Source organism: Pantoea phosphatilytica (assembly GCF_051025615.1).
GTDB lineage: Bacteria > Pseudomonadota > Gammaproteobacteria > Enterobacterales > Enterobacteriaceae > Pantoea.
Genome location: NZ_JBPFDF010000001.1, coordinates 444,055 through 455,819, shown reverse-complemented (window position 1 = coordinate 455,819; position 11,765 = coordinate 444,055). Strand labels below are relative to the sequence as shown.

The following is an 11,765-nucleotide window of genomic DNA, read 5'->3' as shown; positions in this document are numbered from 1 at the left end:
ATTTACTCTTACGCGACAACTAAATATAACGCTTTGATTTGATTACATAAAACAGGCTATTATATTTTAACAAATAGTTAACCCTACGGATTCCGCGGCGTCCTGAGTAAAGAAATACGCTATTTCAGTCATCGTTGAAGCCGTTCCTGCAAAACCGAAAAGCGCTGCTATACTTATCCGGTACTTGATTAGGACAACCATCAAAGAGAGGACTGAAACGATGAGTACCGCTAAATTGGTTAAAACTAAATCTTCCGACCTGATTTACACCCGCAACGACGTGAGCGATGAAGAAAAGAAAGCCACGATTGCGGTGCTGAACCGTCTGGTTGTCGAATTTATCGATCTGTCATTGATCACTAAGCAGGCGCACTGGAACATGCGCGGTGCCAACTTTATCGGTGTGCATGAGATGCTGGATGGTTTCCGCACCACCATCACCGATCACCAGGATACCATTGCAGAACGTGTTGTTCAGCTGGGCGGCGTGGCACTGGGTACGACTCAGGTGGTTAACGACCAGACCCCGCTGAAAAGCTATCCGCTGAATATTCACAGCGTTCAGGATCACCTGAAAGCGCTGGCCGACCGCTACAGCGTCGTGGCTAACGACACCCGCAAAGCGATCGACGAAGTCAAAGATGAAGATACCGCTGACATTTTCACCGCGGCATCACGTGACCTGGATAAATTCCTGTGGTTCATCGAAGCCAACATTGAATAAGCGTAAGCAGAAGCCATCAGGCGGGGAAACCCGCCTTTTTTACGTCTGCGTTACCGCATTTTATGACCCTGTTAACAGTTCTTCCCTCCTCTGCTTCACAGCCTTAACATCTCAGGCAAACTACCGCTTGCACCAAAACAGTCACCTGCACCAAACTTGATCACCATAATGGTGCAAAGGCAGAATTAACTGCAAAATCGTGTCAGCTGTGTTATTTAACTCTCTGATTTCGCGGATTTTGCAAAGTTGGCATAATTCTTTCATATGACAAGCCGCAAACGCAGGCCCTGCCGCCTGATCCTTATAAGGAAAAAATGATGAAGTCACTGTTTAACGTTTCTGTGGCCGCGCTGGCGCTGGCCTTCTCCCTCTCTTCGACTGCAGCAGAAAAGAAGCTGGTTGTTGCAACAGATACCGCTTTTGTTCCGTTTGAATTTAAACAGGGTGACAAATATGTCGGTTTCGATGTGGATCTGTGGGATGCCATTGCGAAAGAGCTGAAGCTCGATTACACCCTGAAGCCGATGGATTTCAGCGGCATCATCCCTGCACTGCAGACGCGCAATGTCGATCTGGCGCTGGCAGGCATCACCATTACCGAAGAGCGTAAAAAGGCTATCGCGTTCTCTGACGGCTACTACAAAAGTGGTCTGCAGGTGATGGTGCGTAACAACGAAAACGATATTAAAGGCATCAGCGATCTCGATGGCAAAGTAGTGGCAGTGAAAAGCGGCACCGGCTCGGTGGAATACGCGAAAGCCCATATCAAATCTAAAGATCTGCGTCAGTTCCCGAACATCGACAGCGCCTACATGGAGCTGGGTACAAACCGTGCCGACGCCGTGCTGCACGATACGCCTAACATCCTTTACTTCATCCACACCGCCGGTAAAGGTCGCTTTAAAGCAGTAGGCGACTCGATCGAAGCACAGCAGTACGGCATCGCCTTCCCGAAAGGCAGCGACGATTTACGTGAAAAGGTCAACGGCGCGCTGAAGACCCTGAAAGAGAACGGTACCTACAACACACTTTATAAAAAATGGTTCGGCACCGAACCTAAATAATAAATGTCTGTATCCGGCTTTCGGCAGGGAAAGTTTTTCCCTGCTTTTTTCCATTGCAACCTATCTGGAGTGACACCATGGAGTTTGACTGGAGCGTCATCTGGCCCGCCATGCCAGCGCTGCTTGAAGGCGCCAAACTGACCTTAATTATCTCAATCATTGGCCTGATTGGTGGACTGATCATCGGACTGATCGCCGGTTTTGCGCGCGCTTACGGTGGCTGGATTGCCAACAATATCGCCCTGGTCTTTATCGAAATTATCCGCGGTACGCCTATCGTGGTGCAGGTAATGTTTATCTACTTTGCGCTGCCGATGGCGTTCCCCGACCTGCGTATCGACCCCTTCACCGCGGCCGTGGTGACTATCATGATCAACTCCGGCGCCTATATTGCCGAGATTACCCGTGGTGCGGTGCTGTCGATCAATAAGGGCTTCCGTGAAGCCGGACTGGCGCTGGGCCTGTCGGGCCGCGAAACGCTGCGTTACGTGATTATGCCGCTGGCGCTGCGCCGTATGCTGCCGCCGCTGGGCAACCAGTGGATTGTCAGCATCAAAGATACCTCGCTGTTCATCGTTATCGGTGTGGCTGAACTGACGCGTCAGGGTCAGGAGATCATTGCCGGCAACTTCCGCGCACTGGAGATCTGGAGCGCCGTAGCGATTATCTATCTGGTGATTACGCTGGTGCTGAGCTTTGTGCTGCGCCGCATTGAGAAAAGGGTGAAAATCCTGTGATTGAGTTTAAAAACGTTTCCAAGCACTTTGGCCAGACCCAGGTGCTGCACAATATCGATCTGAAGATTAACCAGGGCGAAGTGGTGGTGATTATCGGCCCATCCGGTTCCGGTAAATCAACCCTGCTGCGCTGCATCAATAAGCTGGAAGAGATCACCAGCGGTGACCTGATTGTTGATGGTCTGCACGTTAACGATCCGAAGGTAGACGATCGCCTGATCCGTCAGGAAGCGGGCATGGTGTTCCAGCAGTTTCACCTGTTCCCTCAGATGAGCGCCCTGGATAACGTCGCGTTTGGCCCGATTCGGGTGCGCGGCGCCAGCAAAGAGGCGGCACGCCAGCTGGCGCGTGAGCTGCTGGGCAAAGTGGGTCTCGCCGAGCGGGCGCACCACTTCCCGTCTGAACTTTCTGGCGGTCAGCAGCAGCGTGTGGCGATTGCCCGTGCGCTGGCGGTAAAGCCGAAGATGATGCTGTTCGATGAGCCGACCTCTGCGCTGGACCCGGAGCTGCGCCATGAAGTACTGAAGGTGATGCAGGATCTGGCGGAAGAAGGCATGACGATGGTGATTGTGACGCACGAAGTGGGCTTTGCACAGAAAGTGGCCTCGCGCCTGATCTTCATCGACAAAGGACGGATTGCGGAAGATGGCGACCCCGACAGCCTGATCAGTAATCCGCCCAGCGAACGTCTGCGCGAATTCCTGCAGCACGTCTCCTGATCATAACGGGCCGCTTAGCGGCCCGTTTTGTTGAGTGGCTCAATTGCCCGGCACGGCACTTATACCGGGCCTGCACCGGCTACCCGCCCTGCCTTTACTGGCGACGCAGCAGTTTGCTGCGCGCGGCGGCAGGCATAAAACTCCACGCCAGGAAGCGGCTCTGCTTCTGTCCCTGCGCCATATTCACTACGCGCAGTTCAGCCACATCGTGCGCCTGTAGTTGTTTCTCCAGCGCCGCTAAGTTCTCTTTGCGCGACACCAGCGAGGTAAACCAGCCAATCTGGCGACCCAGCGCAACGCTCTCGGCAATCATCTTACCGATAAACGCCTTTTCGCCACCGGGATACCACAGCTCATTGTGCTGCCCGCCAAAGTTCAGCGGCGCGCTCTTATGCAGACCGAGATTGCGCACCTTACGCTGCGTCCCCATCGCCGCCTCTTCTGCCGACGCATGGAACGGCGGGTTACACATTACCGCGCTGAAAAATTCATTCTTACTGACCACCCCGGCCAGAATCGCGTCGCTGTTTTTCTGCCGGCGCAAGCGGATCTGCCGTGTCAGGCGCGGATTGGCCGCGACAATGCGGTTTGCGGCTTTAATGGCGGCCTCGTCAATATCGGTGCCGGTGAAGCGCCAGCCATATTCCGCCGCGCCGATCAGCGGATAGATGCAGTTGGCCCCGCAGCCGATATCCAGTATGTCTGCGGCAGGGATCACCCCGTTGTTGTCCAGCGCCAGCAGATCGGCAAGATAGTGCAGATAGTCGGCACGGCCTGGCACCGGCGGACAGAGTGAACCGGGTGCGAGCTGCCAGTCGATATCGTAAAACAGCTTAATCAGCGCCTGATTCAGCAGCATCACCGCGTCCGGATCCGCAAAATCCACGGACTGCACGCCGTAACCGTTAGGCCGCACTTTCGCCGCCAGCGGCGGATGAGCAGCGGTTAACGCGGCAAAATCGTATTCACCCTGATGGCGATTGCGGGCGTGGAAAGGCGACGTGCGGGCTGACTTTTTCATACGTTCTCTCAGTTATTCAGGCGCGCGTACAATACGCTGTAGGCGACGGAAAATAAACCCGCACCATCCGCTAACCGCTTTCTGTTTTCGTGGGCGATGCTGTCGGGCTAAGATAAATAAAATCCTCTGCCGGAGACGTTATGACCACCAAGCGCTATTCCTATCAACCCCGTGCCGGGCACGGTCTGCCGCACGATCCCCTGAATGCGATTATCGGGCCACGACCGATAGGCTGGATCAGTTCGATCAGCGCCAGCGGCCAGCGCAATCTGGCCCCTTACAGCTTCTTTAACTGCTTTAATTATCAGCCGCCGATTATCGGTTTCGCCAGCAGCGGCTGGAAGGATAGCGTCAGGAATATCGCAGAAACGAAAGAGTTTGTCTGGAACCTGGCGACCCGCTCGCTGGCTGAAGCGATGAATGAAACCTCAGCGTCACTGCCTGCCGACCAGGATGAGTTTGCCTTTGCCGGCTTAACGCCGCTGGCGGCTTCTCAGGTCGCTGCCAGCCTGGTAGCCGAAAGCCCCGTGAACTTCGAGTGCCGCCTGACACAGCTGATTCAGCTGCAGGATGCCAGCGGCAATCCGCTCGACAGCTGGCTGGTGCTGGGTGAAGCGGTGGCGATCCACATCGATGAGTCGCTGCTGGAAGAGGGGATCTACCAGACGGCCAGAGCCGAGCCGGTTCTGCGCGCGGGCGGCCCCAGCGCCTATTACGGCATCAGCGAGGCGCAGCGCTTTGATCTGGTCCGCCCGGACGCGCGCCCTAAGTAATCCTCGTGCCACAAGCGCATCGGCCCGATGCGCTTCTCCTGCCCTCTTTCCAGTGATGTCTGACACTGGCGGCCCCGCTTCCGGCTGCCAGTCAGCATGCTTCTCCTGAACGTGGACCGCCCACGATTCAGCGCGATTCCGCCTGTGCCAGCATGGCGTGGATCAGCGCCTTCAGCACTTTCTGGAGTTGCGCCGCCCGTGCCTGCTGCCAGGCGTAAGGCGGCGTCTCATCCATGTAGTTAAGCTGTGCCAGTTCCAGCTGCACGGCCTCGATCCGCTGTTGCGGCTGACCGTAAGCGCGGGTGATATACCCGCCTTTAAAGCGTCCGTTGATTACCCAGCTGTAGGCCTGCTGACCTGCGCACACCGCCTCAATAGCCGCGCTCATTTCAGGCGTGCAACTGGCGCCATCGTTGGTGCCCATGTTGAGGTCGGGCAGCCGTCCCTCAAACAGCCGGGGAATTTCGCTGGCGATAGAGTGCGCGTCAAACAGCAGCGCGTAGCCGTGCTGCGCCTTAAGCCGCGCCAGCTCCTGCTGCATCTGCTGATGGTAAGGCTGCCAGATCCCGTCGATGTAGCCCTGCCGCGTGGTGGCATCCGGCGTTTTGCCTGGCGCAAAGGTCGGCGTGCCGTCGAACAACGTCTCCGGAAACAGGCCGGTGGTGGCGCTGCTGTAGAGCGGCTGGTTGTCGGGCGGCCGGTTGAGATCGACCACAAAGCGGGAGTAGTGACCGATCAAGACGCTGGCGCCCAGATCGCGGACAAAATCGTAGAGCAGCGGAATATGCCAGTCGGTGTCGGGTAAGCCGCGCGCGGCCTCACTTAATCCCGCCTCCACCTCCGGCGTCAGCCGGGTGCCGGCGTGGGGGATACTGACCAGCAGCGGCAGCGTGCCCTGGGTAAAATCAAAGGGATTCATTGCATTTCTCCACGATAGACAACGGTACAGGGCAGTTCACCGCCCAGCCAGTAAACCAGTTCCGCCGGACGGGCCAGCGGCCAGTGAACGAAGTTTGCCACCTTGCCCCTTTCCAGCGAGCCGTGACTCTCTGCGAGCCCCAGCGCCTTTGCGCCCCACAGGGTCACGCCCGCCAGCGCCTCTTCCGGCGTCATGCCAAACAGGGTGCAGCCCATGTTCAGCATCAGGCGCAGCGACAGCGCAGGTGAGGTTCCGGGGTTGGCATCGCTGGCCAGCGCCATCGGCACGCCGTGGCGCCGGAAGAGATCGACCGGCGGACGCTGCGTCTCGCGCAGCAGATAAAAGGCACCGGGCAGCAGTACCGCGACCGTGCCATGCTGCGCCATCGCCCGGGCATCCTCTTCGGTGGCATATTCAAGATGGTCCGCCGAGAGCGCGCCATAGCGGGCCGCCAGCGCCGCCCCGCCCAGCGCCGAGAGCTGCTCCGCATGAAGCTTCACCGGCATCCCCAGCGCCACTGCCCGACCAAACACCCGCGCTACCTGCTGTGGCGAAAAAGCGAGGTGCTCGCAGAACGCATCTACCGCGTCCGCCAGCCCCAGCGCCTGGACGCGCGGCAGCAGCCTCTCACAGATAATATCGACCCAGCCCTCCGGATCCTCTCTGAACTCCGGCGGAAAGGCGTGGGCCGCCAGACAGGTGGCCCGGACATCGGCGGGCACGCGCTCCCCGAGCTGGCGAATTGCCCGCAGCATCCGCAGTTCGCTCTCCTCATCCAGCCCATAACCGGACTTGATCTCCACGGTGGTGACCCCTTCTGCCAGCAGGCGATCGAGACGCCAGCGGGCCGACGCCACCAGCGCCTCTTCGGTGGCGGCGCGGGTGGCGCGCACGGTCGAGAGGATGCCGCCGCCCTGTGCGGCGATCTCCGCATAGCTGACGCCATTCAGGCGCTGCTCAAACTCTTGGCTGCGGTCACCGCCAAAGACCAGGTGAGTGTGGCAATCCACCAGCCCCGGCGTCACGATGCCGCCCGGCAGACGATGGTGCCGCTCGGCGACGAAGGCGGGCATCTCCGCCTCCGGCCCGACCCACACCAGCCTGCCCGCCCGCACCGCCAGCGCCCCCGCTGGTATCAGATGGTACTTCCCGTCACGCATGGTAACCAGGTCGGCCCCGGTCCACACCGTCTCTACGTGCATCTCATTTCCCATCGCGCGCTCCCGCCTCCGCCGTTTACAGGCTGCCTCAAAGTATGTATATGTATATACAACCACATCCAGTGAGGATCAACCATGGCGACTTTTTTTGCTCCCCGCGCCCTGCTGGCGACGGGATGGCAGCAGCAGGTACGGATCACGGTCAGTGAGACCGGTTTTATCGACGCGATCACGCCGGACAGCCACGCGGACCAGGCGATCCGGCTCGACGGCGAAGTGATCCCGGCGATCGCCAACCTGCACTCTCACGCTTTCCAGCGCGCCATGGCGGGCCTGGCGGAAGTCGCGGGCGATCCACAGGACAGCTTCTGGACCTGGCGGGACCGGATGTACCGCATGGTGCAGCGCCTGACGCCACAACAGGTGGGGGATATCGCCGCCCTGCTCTACATCGAAATGCTGAAAGGCGGCTACACCCAGGTGGCGGAGTTTCACTATCTGCATCACGACCCCGAGGGGACGCCTTACAGCGACGACAGGATGCTGCAACAGCTGATCGACGCGGCCGGGATCGCCGGCATCGGTCAGACGCTGCTGCCGGTGCTCTACAGCTACAGCGGTTTTGGCAGCCAGCCCGCCACGGCCGGCCAGAAACGTTTTATTCAGCAGACCGATCGCTATCTGGAACAGCAGGCACGGCTGGAGAAGTGGCAGCAGCAGCGGCCGCTGCTGAATCGCGGCCTCTGTTTCCATTCGCTGCGGGCGGTGAGCGAAAGCCAGATGCGGGAAGTGCTGGCGGCCAGCGACCCGACGCTGCCGGTGCATATTCATGTGGCTGAGCAGCAGAAAGAGGTCAACGATTCGCTGGCGTGGAGCGGCGAGCGTCCGGTCGCCTGGCTGCTGAACCGCTTTGCGGTGGATGCGCGCTGGTGCCTGATCCACGCCACCCATCTGGATGAGGATGAACGCACCCGCCTCGCCCGCAGCGGCGCGGTGGCGGGTCTCTGTCCGACCACCGAAGCCAACCTCGGTGACGGCATCTTTCCGGCGGTGGCCTATATCGCGCAGGGCGGACGCTGGGGCATCGGCTCCGACAGCCACGTCTCGCTGAGTGCGCAGGAGGAGCTGCGCTGGCTGGAGTATGCTCAGCGGCTGCGCGACCAGCGTCGTAACCGGATTACCCTGCCCGACCAGCCATCGGTAGGTGATCTGCTGTGGCAGCAGGCGGCCGCAGGCGGTGCGCAGGCGTGCGGGATCCGGCAGGGCACGCTGGCGGTGGGACAGCGCGCCGACTGGCTGGTGCTGCGGGATGAGGCCTGGCTCGGCAGCGTGGATTCCCCGGCGCTGATGAACCGCTGGCTCTTTGCCGGGCAGCGCGACCAGATTCGGGATGTCTATGTCGCGGGCAAGGCGGTGATCAAAGAGGGGGTTCATCCGCAGCAGGCGGCATGTGCGGCGCGCTTTGCTCAGGCAATGGCGGTGCTGCGATGATCGCCCGCTTTGCCTATCCGGCGCTGAAGGTCAGCCGCTGGCGTAACGGCGGCGGCGAGACCCGCGAAATCGTCACTTTTCCGCCAGGTGAGGAACGCTTCGGCTGGCGCGCCAGCATCGCCACCCTCGCGCAGGATGGCCCCTTCTCCGCCTTTCCGGGCATCGATCGGGTCATTACCCTGCTGCACGGCGACCCGGTATTACTGACCGCACCCGATGTGCAGCAGCTGCTGCTCCCTCACCAGCCCTGGGCGTTTGCCGGTGAACTGGCTTTAACGGCTCAGCTGCAGGGCGGCGTCAGCGAAGATTTTAATATCATGACGCGGCGGGATGCGTGGCAGGCCAGCGTGGATGTGGTCACCACCTCCGTACACAGTCTCCACGGGGTCGCCTGGGTGCTGGCTGGCAGATGGCAGACGGCGGCTGGGGAAAAACTGTCCGCGCAGCAGGGCCTGTGGTGGGTGGATGAAGAGACCCGCCTCAGCCCGTGCGAAGCGGATGCCAGACTGCTGTTTACCCGCCTCAGCCGTGTCCCCTGAAGCGCCCCAGCAGCTTGTAGCGTGAGCCGGGATAGAGCAGCCGCGCATAGGTCACGATGCGGGTGTCGCTCCACGTCTGACGCCGGATCAGCAGGCAGGGTTCGTGCTCATCCAGCGACAGGTGTTTACGCTGACGCGCATCGGGCAATACGGCTTCAACAATGTGCTCGCCTGCGGTCAGGGGGGCGACCCGCATCAGATAGGTGTAAGGGGTCATCTGCTGATAATCCTGCGTCAGGTAGTCGGGGGCGACCAGCGGATTGACCAGACGATCCTCCAGTTGCACCGGCAGATCGTTTTCATAGTGCACAATCAGCGAGTGATAGAGCATCTGCCCGGTGGTCACGCCCAGCACGGCGGCCTGCTCAGGATCGGCTTTGGTCTGGCCGATAGCGAGAATTTTACAGCTGTGCTGGTGACCACGCTGGGCGATCTCATCGGCGATATTGTGCACCTCCAGCATCGCGGTATATCCCTTCATCTCCGCCACAAAGGTTCCCACGCCCTGCATCCGCACCAGAAAGCCTTCGCTGGTGAGTTCCCGCAGCGCCCGGTTAATGGTCATCCGGCTGACGCCCAGCTCATTGACCAGTTCGCTCTCTGACGGCACGCGCTGATTCGCCTTCCATAATCCTTCGCGGATCTGACTGATAATCGCCTGCTTGACCCGCTGATAGATCGGCGCGGGTTCGTCGCTCATCGCCGCCGCCAGTTGTGCCAGTGCCGTCTGCTCAACCATGTGCTGTTCCTTATGCTGATAATACGTTCAGTTTACTGTCTCATAGCATGAATGTATATACATCCAGTAGCGGGCGCTGTGCCTTTTTCAGGGCAGCGTCTGCCTCCTTATCGTGCAGCGCCAGCAAGGCGATCCTCCCTTTCCCCGCCGCTGCCGGGCGATCCATTTTTGTGATCGGTCTGGCATGCCTCTTGCTTCATCTGTTTAATTGTATAGACAAGCATAGACAGGAATGACGGCTTATGATTCACTCGCATTATCCCGCTGGTCAGGGCAAGGAGAGCAGCTCAGCCACGCCAGCACACACGTACAGACAGGAGCAGACTATGTCAGGTTCGTTTCAGGCATTACGCCTGGTGCCAGGCGAGGTGGATCTCGCCACATTACGCGCTATTTATCAGGGTCAGGTCACACTGACACTCGATGAGGGCGCGCGTCAGGCGATTGCCGCAGCCCAGCAGACCGTAGAGACGATTGTTGCCTCCGGCAACGTGGTGTATGGCATCAACACGGGTTTTGGCAAACTGGCGCAGACGCAGATCCCGGCCAGTCGTCTGGCGGAGCTGCAGCGTAATCTGGTGCTGTCACACAGCGTCGGCCTGGGCGACCTGCTGCCCGACAATGTCACCCGACTGGTGGTGGCGACCAAAATTATCAGCCTGGCGCGCGGCCACTCTGGCGTGCGCATCGAGCTGGTCGAGGCGCTGCTGGCGCTGTTTAACGCGGGTGTGATGCCCTGCATCCCGGAGAAGGGATCGGTGGGCGCGTCTGGCGATCTGGCACCGCTGGCGCACATGTCGCTGATGCTGCTGGGGGAAGGTCAGGTCCGCCACAATGGCGAACTGATCCCGGCAACCCAGGGGCTGGCCAGCGTCGGGCTGTCGCCATTTGTGCTCGGCCCGAAAGAGGGACTGGCCCTGCTCAACGGCACCCAGGTCTCGACCGCGCTGGCGCTGCGCGGCCTGTTTGAGGGCGAGAATCTGTTTGCCGCGGGCCTGATGGCCGGTGCCCTGTCGCTGGAAGCGATTAAAGGTTCGCTGAAACCGTTCGACGCCCGCATCCATCAGGCGCGCGGTCAGCAGGGGCAGATTGCCGTGGCGGCGGCGGTCAGCGCCCTGATCGAAGGCAGCGAGATCCTCTCTTCACATACCCATTGCGGCCGGGTTCAGGATCCCTACTCCATCCGTTGCGTGCCGCAGGTGATGGGTGCCTGCCTGGACAATATATGCCACGCGGCGCGGATCCTGGAAATTGAGGCCAACGCCGCCTCTGACAATCCCCTGGTCTTCAGCGACAGCGGCGATGTGATCTCCGGCGGCAACTTCCATGCCGAGCCGGTGGCCTTTGCCGCAGATATCCTGGCGCTGGCAATTGCTGAAGTGGGCGCCATCTCTGAGCGGCGACTGGCGCTGCTGCTGGATAGCGGCCTGTCAGGCCTGCCGCCCTTCCTGGTGCGGGATGGCGGCGTCAACTCCGGCTTTATGATCGCGCAGGTGACCGCCGCCGCGCTGGCCTCGGAAAACAAATCGCTGGCGCATCCCGGCAGCGTCGACAGCCTGCCCACCTCCGCGAACCAGGAGGACCACGTTTCGATGGCCACCTACGCCGCGCGCCGTCTCGGCAGCATGTGCTTCAACAGTGCGGCGGTTGTCGGCATCGAGGCGATGGCCGCCGCACAGGGCATTGAATTTAACCGGCCGCTGCAAAGCTCCTCGCTGATTGAGCAGGCGCTGGCCACCCTCCGCGAGCAGGTCGCTTTTCTGGAGGCGGACCGCCTGATGGCACCTGATATTGAGGCCATGCGTCAGTGGGCAAGCCGCGCTGACTGGCCTCAGGCACTGATCGCGCTGCTGCCGAGCATGCGCACGACTTCTTAATT

12 protein-coding genes are annotated in these 11,765 nt (G+C 60.1%); 8 read left to right on the top strand and 4 right to left on the bottom strand.

Annotated elements, in window-relative coordinates; genetic code table 11:
• The first annotated feature begins 220 nt into the window (after positions 1 to 220).
• The 4 genes from dps to glnQ all read left to right on the top strand — a co-directional run bounded on the left by dps (position 221) and on the right by glnQ (position 3,244).
• On the top strand, positions 221 to 724 hold the full coding sequence (dps, locus tag ACR6AS_RS02410; protein WP_111140566.1) for a DNA starvation/stationary phase protection protein Dps: 504 nt from the start codon (positions 221 to 223) through the stop codon (positions 722 to 724).
• A 317-nt stretch (positions 725 to 1,041) separates the two neighbouring features.
• Positions 1,042 to 1,788, top strand: a complete 747-nt coding sequence (gene glnH, locus ACR6AS_RS02405; protein ID WP_111140567.1) for a glutamine ABC transporter substrate-binding protein GlnH — start codon at positions 1,042 to 1,044, stop codon at positions 1,786 to 1,788.
• A 77-nt stretch (positions 1,789 to 1,865) separates the two neighbouring features.
• Positions 1,866 to 2,525, top strand: a complete 660-nt coding sequence (gene glnP, locus ACR6AS_RS02400) for a glutamine ABC transporter permease GlnP (protein WP_111140568.1) — start codon at positions 1,866 to 1,868, stop codon at positions 2,523 to 2,525.
• Entirely contained in the window at positions 2,522 to 3,244 is a 723-nt protein-coding gene (gene glnQ, locus ACR6AS_RS02395; protein WP_293773823.1) for a glutamine ABC transporter ATP-binding protein GlnQ, read from the top strand. Before glnP ends, glnQ begins: the two co-directional genes overlap by 4 nt.
• Before the next feature lie 94 nt (positions 3,245 to 3,338).
• Here glnQ and rlmF read toward each other — a convergent pair whose 3' ends face one another.
• The gene (gene rlmF, locus ACR6AS_RS02390) at positions 3,339 to 4,265 is read right to left on the bottom strand and encodes a 23S rRNA (adenine(1618)-N(6))-methyltransferase RlmF (RefSeq protein ID WP_434161018.1); all 927 of its coding nucleotides are present in this window, start codon (positions 4,263 to 4,265) and stop codon (positions 3,339 to 3,341) included.
• A 140-nt stretch (positions 4,266 to 4,405) separates the two neighbouring features.
• Here rlmF and ACR6AS_RS02385 point away from each other — a divergent pair, with 140 nt between their 5' ends.
• The gene (locus ACR6AS_RS02385) at positions 4,406 to 5,038 is read left to right on the top strand and encodes a flavin reductase family protein (RefSeq protein WP_111140571.1); all 633 of its coding nucleotides are present in this window, start codon (positions 4,406 to 4,408) and stop codon (positions 5,036 to 5,038) included.
• Positions 5,039 to 5,165: 127 nt separating this feature from the next.
• Here the strand turns inward: ACR6AS_RS02385 and hutG are convergent, their stop codons facing one another.
• Entirely contained in the window at positions 5,166 to 5,957 is a 792-nt protein-coding gene (gene hutG, locus ACR6AS_RS02380) for an N-formylglutamate deformylase (protein WP_434161015.1), read from the bottom strand.
• Positions 5,954 to 7,171: an imidazolonepropionase gene (hutI, locus tag ACR6AS_RS02375; protein WP_434161013.1), complete on the bottom strand. Its 1,218-nt coding sequence runs from the start codon at positions 7,169 to 7,171 to the stop codon at positions 5,954 to 5,956. Before hutI ends, hutG begins: the two co-directional genes overlap by 4 nt.
• A gap of 81 nt (positions 7,172 to 7,252) precedes the next feature.
• Here hutI and ACR6AS_RS02370 point away from each other — a divergent pair, with 81 nt between their 5' ends.
• Positions 7,253 to 8,608, top strand: a complete 1,356-nt coding sequence (locus ACR6AS_RS02370; protein ID WP_434161011.1) for a formimidoylglutamate deiminase — start codon at positions 7,253 to 7,255, stop codon at positions 8,606 to 8,608.
• Positions 8,605 to 9,147: a HutD/Ves family protein gene (locus ACR6AS_RS02365; protein WP_434161009.1), complete on the top strand. Its 543-nt coding sequence runs from the start codon at positions 8,605 to 8,607 to the stop codon at positions 9,145 to 9,147. Before ACR6AS_RS02370 ends, ACR6AS_RS02365 begins: the two co-directional genes overlap by 4 nt.
• Here the strand turns inward: ACR6AS_RS02365 and hutC are convergent.
• The gene (gene hutC, locus ACR6AS_RS02360; protein WP_434161007.1) at positions 9,131 to 9,886 is read right to left on the bottom strand and encodes a histidine utilization transcriptional repressor HutC; all 756 of its coding nucleotides are present in this window, start codon (positions 9,884 to 9,886) and stop codon (positions 9,131 to 9,133) included. The two genes, ACR6AS_RS02365 and hutC, sit on opposite strands and share 17 nt — an antisense overlap.
• Before the next feature lie 326 nt (positions 9,887 to 10,212).
• On the opposite strand from hutC, the gene hutH reads away from it, so the two are divergent.
• Positions 10,213 to 11,763 carry a histidine ammonia-lyase gene (hutH, locus tag ACR6AS_RS02355; protein ID WP_434161005.1) on the top strand — a complete coding sequence of 517 codons (1,551 nt, stop codon included), beginning with the start codon at positions 10,213 to 10,215 and terminating at the stop codon, positions 11,761 to 11,763.
• Positions 11,764 to 11,765: the final 2 nt, after the last annotated feature.